This window comes from Hansschlegelia beijingensis, assembly GCF_045505405.1.
GTDB lineage: Bacteria > Pseudomonadota > Alphaproteobacteria > Rhizobiales > Methylopilaceae > Methylopila > Methylopila beijingensis_A.
The window spans coordinates 1-15351 of the sequence record NZ_JBJKEX010000049.1 but is presented as its reverse complement, the minus strand read 5'-3'; the positions used below and the strand labels follow the sequence as shown (position 1 = coordinate 15351).

The following is a 15351-nucleotide window of genomic DNA, read 5'->3' as shown; positions in this document are numbered from 1 at the left end:
CGAGAGGATTCGAACCTCTGACCTCTGCCTTCGGAGGGCAGCGCTCTATCCAGCTGAGCTACGGGTACGGACCCCGCGGGCGTGACCGTGGTCAGGGTCGAGACCGCGCGAGAGATGCTGAACGCGGTCGAGGCGGCGCTGCCGGTCGATCTCGCCATCTTCGCCGCGGCGGTCGCCGACTGGCGGGTCGCGGACGGCGCGGCTCAGAAGATCAAGAAAGGCGCCGGCGGCCCGCCTGCCCTGACGCTCGTCGAGAACCCTGACGTGCTGGCGACCGTCGCCCACGGCCTGCGACGGCCGGCGCTGGTGGTCGGCTTCGCGGCCGAGACCGAGAACGTCGTCGAGCACGCCCGCGCCAAGCTCACCCGGAAACGCGCCGACATGATCGTCGCGAATGACGTCTCGCCGGGCAGCGGCGTGATGGGCGGCGACAGCAACAGGGTGCACCTCGTCACCGCTGACGGCGTCGAGGACTGGCCGGCGCTTTCCAAGGCCGCGGTCGCGGAACGGCTGGTCGACCGTCTGGCCGCGCTGCTGGGGCCGGCGTGATGGAGTTGCGCGTCCTGATGCTGCCGCACGCCGAGGGGCTGCCGGCGCCGTCCTACGAGACCGCCGCGGCCGCCGGCATGGATCTTCGTGCGGCCGTCCCGGAGTCGGAGCCGATCGTGATTTCTCCCGGGGGCCGCGCTCTTGTCCCGACAGGGCTCGCGCTCCAGTTCCCGCTTGGGTTTGAGGCCCAGATCCGGCCGCGTTCGGGCCTGGCGCTCCGACACGGGATAACGGTTCTCAACGCTCCCGGGACGGTGGATGCGGACTATCGCGGCGAGGTCGGAGTTCTACTGGTCAATCTTGGAAGCGAGCCGTTCGCCGTCGCGCGGGGGGCCCGGATCGCGCAACTTGTCGTCGCTCCGGTCGTTCAGGCGAAGGTGGTGACGGCTGAGACGCTCGATCCCACCGCGAGGGGAGAAGGCGGATTCGGCTCAACGGGGCGGTGATCCCGCGAGGAGACGTCATGAACTTGTTGCCGCGTCGGAGTCTGTTGGCTGTCGCCGCCGTCGTGGACATCGCGTATCACGCGCGCCCGACTCCGATCGCCGCCAAGACCCTGGCCGCACGCCACGGGCTGCCGCCGCGCCACCTCGAGACTTTGCTCCAGGTTCTGGTTCGCGCCGGCATTCTCAAGGGCGTGCGCGGCCCTCGCGGCGGTTACGAGCTCGCGCGCGAACGCCGCCGCATCTCGATCGCCGACATCGTCCGGGGCGCGCTCGGGGAGCCCGAGGATGAGCCGGAAGGGCGAGGACGCGAGCCGGACGGCAAGATCATTCCCTCGCCGCTCGTGTCCGAGGTCGTCACGCCGATGATCAGGTCGGCCTCCGAAAGCTTCCTGGAGCGGCTGGACGAGATCACCGTGGAGGATCTCTGCCTGGAGGCCGAGCGGCGCTCGGTCTTCGAGGACAGCCGCCCCACCTATGATTTTACAATCTGATTGTGGCTATCTAGCTTTTATCGACATTTCTCTGTGTCATGACTATCTTGCGGTGACCCGAACCGCCGCGCCCTGAGCGGCGCGACGATGCTGGAGGATGATCCGCATGAGCGAGCCCGCATTCAAACTGTCCGAGCCCGCCGCGCATGCGCCTGGTCGCGGCCGCATCTACGATTCGATCACCGACACGATCGGCGACACGCCTCTGGTGCGGCTGGACCGGCTGGCGGCCCACAAGGGCGTCAAGGCCACCATTCTGGCCAAGCTCGAGTTCTTCAACCCGATCGCAAGCGTGAAGGACCGCATCGGCGTCGCCATGGTGGACGCGCTCGAGCGCGACGGCATCCTGCGGCCGGACAGCGTGCTGATCGAGCCGACCTCCGGCAACACCGGCATCGCGCTGGCCTTCGTGGCCGCCGCGCGCGGCTATCGCCTCATCCTGGTCATGCCGGAGACCATGTCGCTCGAGCGCCGCAAGATGCTGGCGCTTCTCGGCGCGGAGCTCGTGCTGACCGAAGGGGCCAAGGGCATGAAGGGCGCGGTCGCGCGCGCCCAGGAACTGGTGCGTGAGATTCCCAACGCCATCATTCCCCAGCAGTTCGAGAACCCGGCGAACCCCGAGATCCACCGTCTGACGACCGCGGAGGAGATCTGGAACGACACCGCCGGCGAGGTCGACTACGTCGTGTCCGGCGTCGGCACCGGCGGGACCATCACGGGCGTCGGCCAGGTCCTGAAGCCCAGGAAGCCTTCGCTCAGGATCGTGGCGGTCGAGCCCGAGGACTCTCCGGTTCTCTCCGGCGGCCAGCCCGGCCCGCACAAGATCCAGGGCATCGGCGCCGGCTTCGTCCCCGGCGTGCTGGACCGGTCCGTAATCGACGAGGTGGTGACCGTCGGAAACCAGACGTCGTTCGAGACCGCGCGGCTTGTCGCTCGTCTTGAAGGCGTTCCGGTCGGCATCTCGTCCGGCGCCGCGCTCGCGGCGGCGCTCGAGGTCGGCGGAAGGCCGGAGGCCGCCGGCAAGACGATCGTGACGATCATCCCGAGCTTCGCCGAACGCTATCTGTCGACGGCTCTCTTCGAAGGCCTCTGAGCCTCAGCCCTCCCACACCTCCCCTGGCCTGAGCGCGCGGAAGCGCTCAGGCGGGACGCCGCGCGCGCGAAGCGCCGTCGCGAGTTCCGCCGCCGGCGCGTCGATCGCCTCCGCGGTCAGGCGGAAGACGCCCCAGTGACAGCCGATCGCGTGCTCCGCGCCGAGCAGGCTGAAGGCCTCCACGGCTTCGGCGGGGTTCAGGTGCTGGTCCTTCATGAACCAGCGCGGCTCATAGGCGCCGATCGGGAGGATCGCGAGGCGGAACGGGCCATGCTCGGCGGCCGCCTTGCGGAAGTGCGCTCCGCTGAAGAACCCGCTGTCGCCCGCGAAGTAGACGCGGCCCGCCTCGCCCGCGTCGATCGCGAACGCGGTCCAGAGCGCCTTGCGCCGATCGGTCACGCCGCGCGCCGACCAGTGGCAGGCGGTGACCAGCGAAGCGGTCACGCCGTCACCAAGCTCGACCCGGTCGCCCCAGTCATGGGCCTCGACCCGCGCGCGGGGGACGGCCGCCCGCACGATGGCGTCGTTGCCGAGAGCGGTCACGATCCGCGGATCGTCGCGGGCGACCAGCCGCGCGAGCGTCGCTGTGTCGAGGTGGTCGTAGTGATTGTGCGACAGGAGCACGACGTCGGTCCTGGGCAGGTCCTCGAATGCGACGCCCGGGGGACAGACTCTCTTGGGGCCGGCGAAGCTGACCGGCGAGCAGCGCTCTGACCAGACCGGGTCGGTCAGTATGTTGAGGCCCGCAGCCTGGATCAGATGGGTGGCGTGGCCGATCGAGACCACCCGCAGGCCGGATCCCGTGACCTGCGCGGGCGGCTGGTCGGCGAACGGGCTCGGCCAGCTCTCCGGCCAGGGCGCCTTCTCGGCGAGACGCAGCGCCCGGAACGCCGCGATCGGCGATTTGTCCGGCGGCTGTTCCGGGTGGAAGAAGCGCAGCCCGTCGAAGTGATCCGACGGCGGCCCGTCATAGTACGGGTTGCGCCCGCGGGCCCAGCCGAACCAGCCGGCCGCCGCGAGCGGCGCCGCCCCCAGAAGCGCCAGCAGACGACGACGGGTCATGCGCCGTCCTGGGCTTCGAGCGCGCGCCGGGCGCGGACCACCGCGTGCTCCAGCTGCTGCAGGAAGCGCGAACGATCCTGCGGCCGGAAGGCGCCCGGGCCGCCGGTGATCTCCCCGACCTCCCGCAGATGGCTCATCAGCTCGCGGCTCGCGAGAGCGGCGCCGATGTTGGCCTCGGTGAAGGCCCGGCCGGAAGGGCCGAGAGCCGCCACGCCTTTGGCGAGGCACCGCGCGGCGAGCGGCACGTCCGCCGTCACCACGATGTCGTGAGCCCTTGCGTTGTCGGCGATCCAGTCATCGGCGACGTCGGGGCCGGCTGGCACCACCTGAAGGCGCACATTCGCGTCGCGCGGGGTGAAGATGAAGCGGTTCGCGACCACGACCGTCTGCAGCCCGTGGCGTTCGGCGACCCGGTAGACCTCGGACTTCACCGGGCAGGCGTCCCCGTCGATGAACACCGTCGGCAGCGGGGGTGACTGGCTCAAGGGGCGCAGGTCTCCTTTGATCGACGATCAGCGCCCGGGATGCCCGGCTGGCGTTGACTTCGCAAGAGTTTGTCACGATCTTGGCGACTGACGGGCGGCGTGTGCTGCGCCGGCGACGCGTCAGCCTCGTGCCTGGACCACGGGGCCATTTGCGTTGGAAATCCGTCGCTGTTTTGTCTTCAGAGGAGAATTCCGCCATTCGTCGACCCATGAGGCCTCTCGCGCCGGTCCAGAAGGACGGTCCGCGCGTAAACAAGGAGATCCGCGTCCTCGAAGTTCAGCTCATCGATGCTGAGGGGCGCAATCTCGGCCCCACGAAGATCAACGATGCGCTCCAGGCGGCCGAGGACGCAGGGCTCGATCTCGTCGAAATCGCGCCGAACTCCGTCCCGCCGGTCTGCAAGCTGCTCGACTACGGCAAGTACAAGTATCAGAATCAGAAGAAAGCCGCCGAGGCGCGCAAGAACCAGAAGATCGTCGAAGTCAAAGAGATCAAGATGCGTCCGAACATCGATGATCACGACTACGACGTGAAGCTCCGGGCGATGCGGCGTTTCTTCGAGGAAGGCGACAAGGTCAAGGTGACCCTGCGGTTCCGCGGCCGCGAGATGGCGCATCAGGATCTCGGCCTGAAGCTTCTGGTGAAGGTCCGCGAGGAAGTCGTCGAGCTCGCGAAGGTCGAGAGCGATCCGTCCCTCGAGGGACGGCAGATGACCATGGTGCTCGCCCCGCGTTGAGGCGGGGCGCGCGCGCCGTGCGCATGGTCCGCAGCAGCCGGGCGGCTGGGCTGCGCCCGGCGCGGTTGATCCGGCATATCGCGGGGTATAGTGCTTCGATTGGTCGCGGCCCGCCTACGCGACTGGCAAACTGGACGGCGGATCGCGGAGCGACGCGATGCAGATGATGGTTGATCCGGTGGCGGCCTCGGCGCCGCAGCCCGTCGAGGAGATGAGCCTCCTCATCGTCGACGACGACCGCGCCTTCGTTCAACGGCTTGGACGGGCGATGGAGGCGCGCGGCTACGCCGTGACCGTGGCGGAGACGATCCGGGACGGACTTGAGGCTGTCGAGAAGAAGCCGCCGGCCTTCGCCGTCGTCGACATGCGGCTTGGCGACGGCTCCGGCTTGGACGTGATCCAAGCCCTGAAGACCCGTCGGCCCGAGGCCCGGGGGATCGTGCTCACGGGCTATGGGAACATCGCGACCGCCGTCACGGCGGTGAAGCTCGGCGCGGTCGACTATCTGGCGAAGCCCGCCGACGCGGACGAGATCCACAGCGCGCTCAGCGCGGGCGATCACAAGCCCCAGCCGCCCGAGAACCCGATGTCGGCCGACCGCGTGCGGTGGGAGCACATCCAGCGCGTCTACGAGCTCTGCGGACGGAACGTCTCGGAGACCGCGCGCCGGCTGAACATGCACCGCCGGACGCTCCAGCGCATTCTGGCGAAGCGCGCGCCGCGCTGAGCCACGGCGACGTCGGCCGCTTGGCTGACGTCGCGCATCGGCCTCAAAGCATCACTGGATGCCTTGGGCCGCCGGGATCCAGTCCCCGCGGGCCATCCTGTCTTGGTCGGTAAAATCAGGCGACGCGCGCAGGCCGGAACGGGATCACGGACGCGCCGAGCGTCGCCTGGGCCTCGCCGGGCAGCTCCTTGAGCTCGCCGAATTCGATCACGGCGTCGATTGCGCGGCGAAGATCCTCCGGCCGGTCGACGTCGACGCCGAAGTCCGCCGAGATGGTGGCCGCGGCTCCGATCAGGGCGGAGAAAATTACCCGCGGGTCCTCGCCGCAGCGCTGAAGCGTGCGCGCGAGACGCAGGATCACCGCGTTCACGTCATCGTTCGACATCGAAATCTCCAACGCGCAGGACGTCCGGCGCGGGGCTGTTGGTTCGCGCCTCGAGAGAACAGAGTTCAGATCACCTTTGCGAATCACCCGAATACGAAGGTCGGGCGCAGATTGTTCCGAATTGAGACCGCAAGGTGGCGAATTGTGGCGGGTCCGCCAGAGCTTCAAAGAAGGCCATGCGGCGCCTGAGGATCCAGCGTCGCCTGCAGTCGAAGCGCCGCGAGCCGCGCGAAGCCGAGCGCCACGGCCTTGCGTCTGGCGCCGGGGAGCGGGTGCTGCGAGCTCGCCCGCAGTTCTGCCGCGCCATAGCGGTCCGCGATCAGGAGCCCGACATCCTCCGGGATCAGCGCGACGGGGAAGGCCTGGTCGACCGCGAAGTAGAAACGGTCGCAGAACTCGCGGTAGTCCGGCCATTTGCGATCGGTGCGGAAATCCTGCGCGCCGGACTTGATCTCGACGATGACGATCTCCCCCTGGGGCCCCAGAGCCATCACGTCCGCGCGGCGTCCGGACCTCAGCGGCGTCTCGAGCAGGCAGCCATAGCCGGCGGCCGCAAGGTAGCGGCACACGCCGCGCGCGATCCCGGCGGACACGCCCGCAAGCGACCCCGTCCGGGTCCGCAGTTCATCATGGCAGGCGGCAAGATCGTTCTGCATACGTTCTAGTATGGCACGAAACCGGAACGGCGCAAGCGCGTCCGGTTCAGGCCGCGAGCAACCGCCGGAGCTGGCCGCGGTTGAGCGCGAGCCACTGCAGGGCGAGCAGCAGATAGGCGTTGCGCGGCGCCGGGTCCGAAAGGCTCTCGATCGCCTCGTCCATCGTGGCGGCGAAGGGGCGGGTGAGCTCGTTTTCAGCCGCGGCGCCGGAAAGGTCCGGCAGGCTGGCGGCGTCCACCGAGACGAGGAACAGGGTCGCGCTCTCGTCGACGATGCCGGGCGTCGGCAGGAAGTCGAACAGGCGGACGATCTTGCCGGCCGGGATCCCGGCCTCCTCCTCGATCTCCCGGACTACGGCGGCCTCGGCCGATTCGCCGGGCTCGACCCGGCCGGCGACGATCTCGACGAGATCGCCCTTTCCGGTGGCGAGCGCCGCCGGGACCCGGAACTGCCGGATCAGCACCAGCAGGTCGCGCTCCACGTCGACCGCCAGCGCGGCGACGCAGGGTCCCGCGCGCAGCACCTCGCGCTCCTGCACGATGCGGCCGCGCCCCGCGGCCTCGGGCAGGGTCACGCGCCAGCGCTCGAGGCGGCGGTAGCCCGCATGGATGAGTTCGGGGCCTTCGAGCTCCGCCGCCGCCTCGGCGTCGGCCAAACGGTCATCGCGGCCGCTCATTGATGGACCGCGGCCGGCTGCCGCGCGTCGAGATCGAAAGCCGCGGCCAGCAGCGCCTTCGTGTAGTCGGTCCGGGGCGCCCTCAGCACCTCGCTTGCCGGGCCCTGCTCCACGACCTTGCCTTCGCGCATCACCACCACCTCGTTCGCGAGCGCCCGGACGACCTTGAGGTCGTGGCTGATGAACAGGAAGGACAGCTTTCGGCGCGCCTGCACGGCGCGCAGGAGGTCGACGATCTGCGCCTGGACGGACATGTCGAGCGCGCTCGTGGGCTCGTCGAGCACGATGAAGCGCGGCTCCAGAGCCAGCGCCCGCGCGATCGCGATGCGCTGCCGCTGGCCCCCTGAGAACTCGTGCGGATAGCGATCCATCACGGAGGGGTCGAGGCCGACGTCGCTCAGCGCGCGCGCCACCGCGTCGCGCCGCTCGGCGGTCGTCATCCGCGCGCCCTGAATGCCGAGGCCCTCCGACACGATGTCCAGCACCGGCATCCGGGGGCTGAGCGAACCGTAGGGATCCTGGAAGACGATCTGCATCTCCTTGCGGATCGGCCGCATGGCGGAGAAGCCGAGACCCTGGAGCGGCTTGCCCAGGAAGGCGATCCGGCCCTCGCTCGCGATCAGGCGCAGTATGGCGAGTCCCAGGGTCGTCTTGCCCGACCCGGATTCACCCACGACCCCGACGGTCTGGCCCTCGCGCACCGTCACGCTGACGCCGTCGACGGCCTTCACGTGGCCCACGGTCTTGCGGAAGAAGCCCCTCTTGATCGGAAACCAGACCTTGAGGTCCTCGACCTCGACGAGGGGCAGCGCCGCGGCGTCGAAGGCCGGGGGCGCGCCCTTGGGCTCGGCCGCCAGAAGCTTCTTCGTGTAGGCGTGCTGCGGCCGAAGGAAGACGTCCTGCGTCGCGCCCTGCTCGACGATCTTGCCGCCCGTCATCACGCAGACACGGTCGGCGATCTTCCGGACGATGCCGAGGTCATGGGTGATGAACAGCATCGCCATGCCGAGCCTGCTCTGCAGCTCCTTCAGAAGCGCCAGAATCTGCGCCTGCACGGTCACGTCGAGCGCGGTCGTGGGCTCGTCCGCGATCAGCAGGTCGGGCTCGTTGGCGAGCGCCATCGCGATCATCACGCGCTGGCGCTGACCGCCGGAAAGCTGGTGCGGAAAGGCGTCGAGCCGCTCCTCGGGCTTCGGGATTCCGACCTGCTCCAGAAGCTCGAGGACCCGCTCCCGGCGCTTGGGGGCCGACCAGCCGCGGTGGACCGCCAGGATCTCTCCGACCTGCCGCTCGATGGTGTGCAGCGGGTTGAGCGAGGTCATCGGCTCCTGGAACACCATGGAGATGTCGGCGCCGCGGACCTTCCGAAGTTCACGCTCCGGCGCCTTCAGGAGGTCCTTGCCGCCGAACAGGATTTCGCCCGACGGGTGGCTCGCGGCCGGATAGGGCAGCAGCCGGACGACCGAGAGCGCGGTCACGGACTTGCCCGACCCGCTTTCGCCGACGAGCGCCAGGGTCTCGCCCTTGGCCAGATCGAAGGAGACGCCGTCGACCGCGCGCGTCGCTCCGCCCTCGCCCATGAAGGCGACGGAGAGATCGCGCACCGAGAGCAGGGGGCTCACCGGAACGTCTTTCGCGGGTCGAAGGCGTCGCGCACGGCCTCGCCGATGAAGATCAGCAGCGACAGCATCACGGCGATCACCAGGAAGCCCGAGATGCCGAGCCACGGGGCCTGAAGGTTCGACTTGCCCTGGGCGAGCAGCTCGCCCAGCGAGGGCGAGCCGGGCGGCAGCCCGAAGCCCAGGAAGTCGAGCGCCGTCAGGGTGGTGATCGATCCCGACAGGATGAAGGGCATGAAGGTCAGCGTCGCCACCATGGCGTTGGGCAGCAGGTGGCGGAACATGATCGCCCCGTTCGAGGCGCCGAGCGCCCGCGCCGCCCGGACATATTCGAAGTTGCGGCCCCTCAGGAACTCCGCCCGCACCACCCCGACCAGCGCGGTCCAGGAGAACAGCAGGAGAATGCCGAGCAGGACCCACACGCTCGGCGCCAGAACCGCGGACAGGATGATCAGCAGGTAGAGCGTCGGAACGGAGGTCCAGATCTCTATGAAGCGCTGGAACAGCAGGTCGGTCCAGCCGCCGAAATAGCCCTGCACCGCGCCCGCGACCACGCCGATGATCGAGGACAGCACCGCGAGCGCGAGGCCGAACAGGACGGAGAGGCGGAAGCCGTAGAGCAGGCGGGCGAAGACGTCGCGCCCCTGGTCGTCCGTGCCGAGCCAGTTCCATTCCACGTCGCTGCAGGTCTTGGCCCGCGGCGCGGCGGCGTCGACGCGCGTGGCGTCCCCTTCGGGGGTGCGCGCCGCGGCCGCCTTCTCGCAGGTCGCGTCGTCGAGCAGCCAGGTCGGCGGAGACGGCGCGGGCGTCGGCAGATTGTAGTTGATGGTGTCGTAGCTGTAGCGCACCGGCGGCCAGATCATGTAGCCGCCCGACTTCTTGATGAGCTGCTGCAGATAGGGGTCCCGGTAATCGGCCTCGGTCTCGAAGTCTCCGCCGAACGTCGTCTCCGGATAATAGTTCAGGGCCGGGACGTAGAACGCGCCGTCGTACTTCACCAGGAAGGGCTTGTCGTTGGCGATGAACTCCGCGAACAGGCTCAGAACGAACAGGACGGAGAACACCAGGAACGACCAGTAGCCGCGCCTGTTCGCGCGGAAGTTGGCCCACCGCCGGCGGTTGATCGGGCTCAGCCGTCGCCGCGGCGGGGGCATGGGCGCCGCGCCCGGAGACGGCGGCGGAACGACGAGCGCGGCGTCCGTCATTCCGGGACGCCTGCGGACATGTCGGCGGCGCAGGAGGCGACAGCCACGGCCATCACACCTCCCGGGTCTCGAAGTCGATGCGGGGGTCGACCCACATGTAGCTGAGGTCGGAGATCAGCGTGACGACGAGGCCGAGCAAGGAGAAGATGTAGAGGTTGGCGAACACCACCGCGTAGTCGCGGTTGACGATCGACTCGAAGCCCAGCAGCCCGAGGCCGTCGAGCGAGAAGATCGTCTCGATCAGCAAGGCGCCGCTGAAGAAGGCGCCGATGAACGCGCCGGGGAAGCCGGCGATCAGGATCAGCATCGCGTTGCGGAAGACATGGCCGTAGAGCACCTGCCGCTCGGTCAGGCCCTTCATGCGCGCCGTCTGGACGTACTGCTTCCGGATCTCGTCGAGGAACGAGTTCTTGGTCAGCAGGGTCGTGGTCGCGAACGCGCTGATCGCGAGGGCGGCGAGCGGCAACGCCATGTGCCAGGCGTAGTCGACGATCTTGCCCCACAGCGAAAGCTGGTCCCAGTTGTCGGACGTGAGCCCGCGCAGCGGGAACCAGTCCACGAAGGTGCCGCCCGCGAACAGCACGATGAGCAGGATGGCGAACAGGAAGCTCGGGATCGCATAGCCGATGACGATCACGGTCGACGTCCAGACGTCGAAACGGGAGCCGTCCCGCACCGCCTTGGCGATCCCCAGCGGGATCGAGATCGCGTAGGAGATCAGCGTCATCCACAGCCCGAGCGAGATCGAGACCGGCATCTTCTCCAGGATGAGGTCGACCACGTCGATGTCGCGGAAATAGCTCCGGCCGAAATCGAACCGGGCGTAGTCCCACATCATCTTCGAGAACCGCTCGGGCGCCGGCTTGTCGAAGCCGAATTGCTTCTCGAGCTGCTTGATGAATTCGGGGTCGAGCCCTTGGGCGCCTCGGTATTTCGAGGAGACCGGGTCGTTCGAGGCCGCCCGCTGGCTCTGGAGCGAGTTCGCCAGATCATTGCCCGATCCGCCCGAGAACCGGTCGGTGGCGTTGGTGCCCTGGCCGGTGACCTGCGCGATGATGCGCTCGATCGGCCCGCCGGGCGCGAACTGGATGATCACGAAGGAGACCAGCATGATCCCGACCAGCGTCGGGATCATCAGCAGCACGCGGCGCGCGATATAGACCAGCACGGCCTAGGGCGCTCCCGAGCGGCTGGCGGCGGCGCGGCTCGTCATGCCTTCACCCCCGAAGCCTCGGCCTTGGCCGCGTCCCACCACCAGGTCTCCGGGGCGCCGCGGACGTAGCGCGGCTTTTCCGCGGGGTGCGAGAACGCGTCCCAGTAGGCCAGCGTGTGCGTGTCCTTGTACCAGGCGGGAATCCAGTTGCGCAGCGATCGCAGCACCCGGTCGAGCGCGCGGCAGGCGACGTTGAGCTCGTCGCGCGATTTCGCCGCCACGATCGCCTCGACCAGGGCGTCGACCGCCGGATTGGCGACGCCGGACAGGTTGTTGGATCCGGGCAGGTCGGCGGAGGCTGAGGAATAGACCTGCCGCAGCCCTTCGCCGGGCGTGGCCGACATGCTCATCCGCTGGCTGACGACGTCGAAGTCGAAGGCGTTGAGGCGCTGCTGGAACTGGGCGGCGTCGACCAGCCTGATGGTGGCCTCGACGCCGATCACCTTCAGGTTCTTGATGTAGGCCGAAACGTGCGGATCGAGCCCCGGATCGAACTCCAGGAATTCGATCGTCAGCGTCTCGCCGTCGGCGTTGGTCGCCCGGCCGTTCTTGCTCACGAAGCCCGCCTCGCGCAGCAGCTTCATCGCCTGGCGAAGAAGGTTGCGGTCCTGCCCCGACCCGTCGCTGACCGGCGGAACGTAGGGCTCGCCGAACGCCTCGTCCGGAATCCGGCCGCGGAACGGCTCCAGCAGCGCGAGCTCCGCCCCTTCGGGCCTGCCCGCCGCCATCATCTCCGGCGCACCCTGGAACACCGACGAGGTGCGCTTGTAGGCGCCGAACATCAGGTTCCTGTTCATCCACTCGAAATCGAAGGCGAGGTTCAGCGCCTCGCGCACCCGCGGATCCTGGAACTTCCGGCGGCGCAGATTGAAGAACCAGCCCTGGCCGCCCGAGGGCGTCAGGTCCGCCAGCGTCTCCCGCTTGACCCTGCCGTCGCGCACGCCGGGAAAATCATAGCCGGTCGCCCAGGTCCGGGAGGTGAACTCCTCGCGGAACAGGTAGGCCCTGGCCTTGAAGGCCTCGAAGCCGACGTCGCGGTCCCGGAAGAACTCGAAGCGGACCTTGTCGAAATTGTTCTGCCCGACATTCACCGGGAGTTCCTTCGCCCAGTAGTCGGCGACCCGCTCGAACTCGATGAAGCGGCCCTGCTCGAAGCGGCCGACACGGTAGGGACCCGAGCCGAGCGGCGGCTCGAGGGTCGCGGCGTCGAAAGGTTTGCCGGCGTAATACTTGCTCGAGAAGATCGGCAGCGCCGCGAGCGTGAGCGGCAGGTCGCGCGTGCGGCTCGGCGCGAGGCGCAGCACCACCGAGTCCTCCGACTCCACCTCCACGGCCTGAAGATCGCGGATCGCCTGCGCGACCAGCGGATGGCCCTTCTGCTTCAGCGTCTCGAGCGACCATTTGACGTCCGCGGCGGTGAGCCTGGAGCCGTCGTGAAAGCGCGCCTCGGGACGCAGCCGGAACCGGTACGCCAAGCCGTCGTCCGACACGGCGACGGAGCGCGCGACGAGGCCGTAGAGCGCGTCCGGCTCGTCGGTGGCGCGCGCCATCAGCGTGTCGAAGGTGAGCCCCATGCCCTGGGCCCCGTCGCCCTTCAGGATGTACGCGTTGAGCGTGTTGAAGGTGGTGAAGCTCTGGTTGAGCGCGCGCGTCGCCGGAATCTGGCTGAACGTCCCGCCCTTGGGGGCGCCGGGGTGCACGTAGCCGAAATGGGGGAAGTCCGGGCCGTATCTCAGGTCGCCGAAGGCCGAGAGGCCATGCCGCTCGGGCCCGAACGCCGCGTCCGCGCCGGGCGAGGGAGGCGCGGCCTGTTGCTCGCCACGCGCCTTGGCGGACCAGAGCCCCCCGGCGGCGGCGGCCGCGCCGACATAGATCAGCGCGCGGCGGCGCGTGAGCCGCGGCGAACCCACGGTCTCCCGAATATCCCTCAAGACCGGCCTCCGGTGGCCTTGGCCTTTTCCGCGTCCCACCACCACACCGTGGGGAACATCGAGCCGCGCGGCGGCAGCTTGTCAGGCCGCGAGAACCGGTTCCAGCGGGCGGTGCGGTCCTCGAGGCTGGTGAACTGCGGAACCACATAGTCGTGCGCGAGCAGCACGCGGTCGAGGGCGTGGGTCGCGGCGGCGAGCTCCTCCCGGCTCTTCGCGTAGATCACCCGGTCGATCAGGGCGTCGACGCCGGGGTCCTTGATGCCGACCACGTTCTGCGAGCCCGGGGTGTCCGCGGCCTGCGAGCCCCACTGGTCGCGCTGCTCGTTGCCGGGCGACAGGGACTGGCCCCAGCCCATGGTGATGACGTCGAAGTCGAAGGAGCGCACGCGGTTGACGTACTGGCTGTCGTCGAGCAGCCGCTGGGTCACCTGAACTCCGAGGCGTTCGAGAGCTGGCGCGTAGAAGCTCAGGATCCGCTCCGCGCTCGGATCGCCGTAGATGAACTCGACCGTGAACGGCTCGCCCTTGGCGTTGCGCAGCGCGGGCTTGCCCCCGGCGCCCCGCGACACGGTCCAGCCGGCCTGCTTCAGGAGATCGAACGCCTCGCGCAGATTGGCGCGCGCCGCCTCCGGAGACCCGCCGACGGGGTTGCGGTAGGGCGTCGTGAAGACCTCCGGCGGAACCTTGTCCCTCACGCTTTCGAGGATCTCCTTCTCGAGACCTTCCGGGGGCGCCTTCGGCGCCGCCAGATCCGTTCCGAAGAAGAAGCTGTCGATCCGGACGTACTGTCCGAACATGATCGTCTTGTTGATCTCCTCGAAGTCGAAGGCGAGGTTGAACGCTCGACGAACCCTCGGATCCTTGAACTTGTCGCGGCGGATGTTGAACGCATAGGCCTGCATCCGGCCAGACTGGCTGTCCGGAAACGTCTCCAGGATCACGCGCTTCTGCCGGACCGCCGGAAAGTCATAGGCGGTCGCCCAGTTCTTGGCGCTGTTCTCCATGCGGTAGTCGATCTGGTCGCCCTTGAACGCTTCGAGCAGGACGGTCGTGTCGCGGAAATAGTCCCAGCGCATCTCGTCGAAATTGTTCGTTCCCACCCGGACCGGCAGCTTCGCCGCCCAGTAGTCCGGGGCGCGTTCGTAGGAGATCCATCGGCCGGGCGCGAAGTCCTTGATCCGGTAGGGTCCGGAGCCGAGCGGCTTTTCGAGCGTCCCCTCCTCGATGTTGCGCTTCCTGCCCTGCGCGTCGACGCCCTCCCACCAGCGCTTCGGCAGGATCGGGAACTGGCCGGTGATCTGGGGGAGTTCGCGGTTGCCCGGGCCCGAGAAGGTGAAGGTGACCTCGCGTTCGCCGGTCTGCTCCGCCCGGAGGACGTCGTGGTAGTAGCGCGCGCGCAGCGGACTGATGCGCTTCAGCGTCTCGAACGACCAGATGACGTCTTCGACCGTGATGGGGGAGCCGTCGTTGAAGCGGGCCTCCGGCCGGAGACGATAGGTGACGGAGGAGAAGTCGGCCGGATAGCGGACGCTCTCCGCGACCAGGCCGTACTCGGTCGCGGGCTCGTCCGCCGACTCCGTCAGAAGCGTGTCGTAGAGCAGGCTCAGGCCGGCGGCCTCGCTGCCCTTCGGGATGAACCCGTTGAAGCTGTCGAAGGTCCCGAACGCGCCGAGCCGCACGGAACCACCCTGGGGCGCGTCCGGATTGACGTAGTCGAAATGCTTGAAGTCGGCCGGGTACTTCACGTCGCCGAGGAGCGACAGGCCGTGCCGCCAGCCGTCCGCCTGAGGCGTCTGCTGGGCCGCCGCGGGCGTGGCGAAGGCGAGAACGGCGGCGAGAGCTGCGGCGCGGAAGGTCATCGTCAGCGGGCTGATCCTCGGAGGCGTGTCGCGGCGCCATTATGTCGTTAAAGGCGGCGGCTTCCAGGCAGATTGGCCGCTCGCCGGGATCACGTCCTCATCATGTGAAAAGGCCGGGCGCTCGGCCCGGCCTTTCCATGAGGTCAGTCGCGGTGGCTCACGGCTGCTTCGGAGCGTCCGCAGGCGGCGCGTCCGGGGCGGCCGGCGCCTGAGGCGC

Annotated in this window: 15 protein-coding genes and 1 pseudogene; 6 read left to right on the top strand and 10 right to left on the bottom strand. The window is 68.7% G+C overall.

The genetic code is table 11. From position 1 onward, the window contains the following. Positions 1 to 69: 69 nt before the first annotated feature. The 4 genes and pseudogenes from ACIKT0_RS05395 to cysK form a co-directional block, all read left to right on the top strand. Positions 70 to 549, top strand: a pseudogene (locus ACIKT0_RS05395) (phosphopantothenoylcysteine decarboxylase domain-containing protein); the annotation flags it as partial. Further along, positions 549 to 995: a dUTP diphosphatase gene (gene dut / locus ACIKT0_RS05390; protein WP_407104348.1), complete on the top strand. Its 447-nt coding sequence runs from the start codon at positions 549 to 551 to the stop codon at positions 993 to 995. The pseudogene ACIKT0_RS05395 and the gene dut, both read left to right, overlap by 1 nt. Before the next feature lie 17 nt (positions 996 to 1012). Then, a complete protein-coding gene (locus tag ACIKT0_RS05385) occupies positions 1013 to 1486 on the top strand; it encodes an RrF2 family transcriptional regulator (RefSeq protein ID WP_407104347.1) in 474 nt (157 codons plus the stop codon). A 106-nt stretch (positions 1487 to 1592) separates the two neighbouring features. Then, positions 1593 to 2579: a cysteine synthase A gene (gene cysK, locus ACIKT0_RS05380; RefSeq protein ID WP_407104346.1), complete on the top strand. Its 987-nt coding sequence runs from the start codon at positions 1593 to 1595 to the stop codon at positions 2577 to 2579. 3 nt (positions 2580 to 2582) lie between these two features. Here the strand turns inward: cysK and ACIKT0_RS05375 are convergent, their stop codons facing one another. Continuing rightward, a complete protein-coding gene (locus ACIKT0_RS05375; RefSeq protein WP_407104345.1) occupies positions 2583 to 3641 on the bottom strand; it encodes an MBL fold metallo-hydrolase in 1059 nt (352 codons plus the stop codon). Next, the gene (locus tag ACIKT0_RS05370; protein ID WP_407104344.1) at positions 3638 to 4126 is read right to left on the bottom strand and encodes a YaiI/YqxD family protein; all 489 of its coding nucleotides are present in this window, start codon (positions 4124 to 4126) and stop codon (positions 3638 to 3640) included. Before ACIKT0_RS05370 ends, ACIKT0_RS05375 begins: the two co-directional genes overlap by 4 nt. Positions 4127 to 4323: 197 nt before the next feature. Between ACIKT0_RS05370 and infC the strand changes: the two genes are divergently transcribed. Together infC and ACIKT0_RS05360 are read left to right on the top strand one after the other, a co-directional pair. Beyond that, positions 4324 to 4863, top strand: coding sequence for a translation initiation factor IF-3 (gene infC / locus ACIKT0_RS05365; protein WP_407104351.1), 540 nt, complete (start codon positions 4324 to 4326; stop codon positions 4861 to 4863). Positions 4864 to 5020: 157 nt separating this feature from the next. Then, entirely contained in the window at positions 5021 to 5590 is a 570-nt protein-coding gene (locus ACIKT0_RS05360; protein ID WP_407104343.1) for an ActR/PrrA/RegA family redox response regulator transcription factor, read from the top strand. 115 nt (positions 5591 to 5705) lie between these two features. On the opposite strand, the gene ACIKT0_RS05355 is transcribed toward ACIKT0_RS05360, so the two are convergent. The 8 genes from ACIKT0_RS05355 to ACIKT0_RS05320 form a co-directional block, all read right to left on the bottom strand. Beyond that, on the bottom strand, positions 5706 to 5975 hold the full coding sequence (locus ACIKT0_RS05355; protein ID WP_407104342.1) for a hypothetical protein: 270 nt from the start codon (positions 5973 to 5975) through the stop codon (positions 5706 to 5708). 164 nt (positions 5976 to 6139) lie between these two features. Continuing rightward, entirely contained in the window at positions 6140 to 6631 is a 492-nt protein-coding gene (locus tag ACIKT0_RS05350) for an MmcB family DNA repair protein (protein WP_407104341.1), read from the bottom strand. A gap of 46 nt (positions 6632 to 6677) precedes the next feature. After that, on the bottom strand, positions 6678 to 7307 hold the full coding sequence (locus ACIKT0_RS05345) for an NUDIX domain-containing protein (RefSeq protein ID WP_407104340.1): 630 nt from the start codon (positions 7305 to 7307) through the stop codon (positions 6678 to 6680). Beyond that, positions 7304 to 8887 (bottom strand): ABC transporter ATP-binding protein, encoded by a 1584-nt coding sequence (locus ACIKT0_RS05340; RefSeq protein WP_407104350.1) that lies wholly within the window; start codon positions 8885 to 8887, stop codon positions 7304 to 7306. Before ACIKT0_RS05340 ends, ACIKT0_RS05345 begins: the two co-directional genes overlap by 4 nt. Positions 8888 to 8925: 38 nt before the next feature. Beyond that, complete coding sequence (locus tag ACIKT0_RS05335) at positions 8926 to 10080, bottom strand: ABC transporter permease (RefSeq protein ID WP_407104349.1); 1155 nt, start codon at positions 10078 to 10080, stop codon at positions 8926 to 8928. Between the two features lie 103 nt (positions 10081 to 10183). Beyond that, positions 10184 to 11299 (bottom strand): microcin C ABC transporter permease YejB, encoded by a 1116-nt coding sequence (locus ACIKT0_RS05330; RefSeq protein WP_407104339.1) that lies wholly within the window; start codon positions 11297 to 11299, stop codon positions 10184 to 10186. A gap of 41 nt (positions 11300 to 11340) precedes the next feature. Beyond that, positions 11341 to 13275 (bottom strand): extracellular solute-binding protein, encoded by a 1935-nt coding sequence (locus ACIKT0_RS05325; protein ID WP_407104338.1) that lies wholly within the window; start codon positions 13273 to 13275, stop codon positions 11341 to 11343. Continuing rightward, positions 13272 to 15134, bottom strand: coding sequence for an extracellular solute-binding protein (locus ACIKT0_RS05320; protein ID WP_407104337.1), 1863 nt, complete (start codon positions 15132 to 15134; stop codon positions 13272 to 13274). Before ACIKT0_RS05320 ends, ACIKT0_RS05325 begins: the two co-directional genes overlap by 4 nt. Positions 15135 to 15351: the final 217 nt, after the last annotated feature.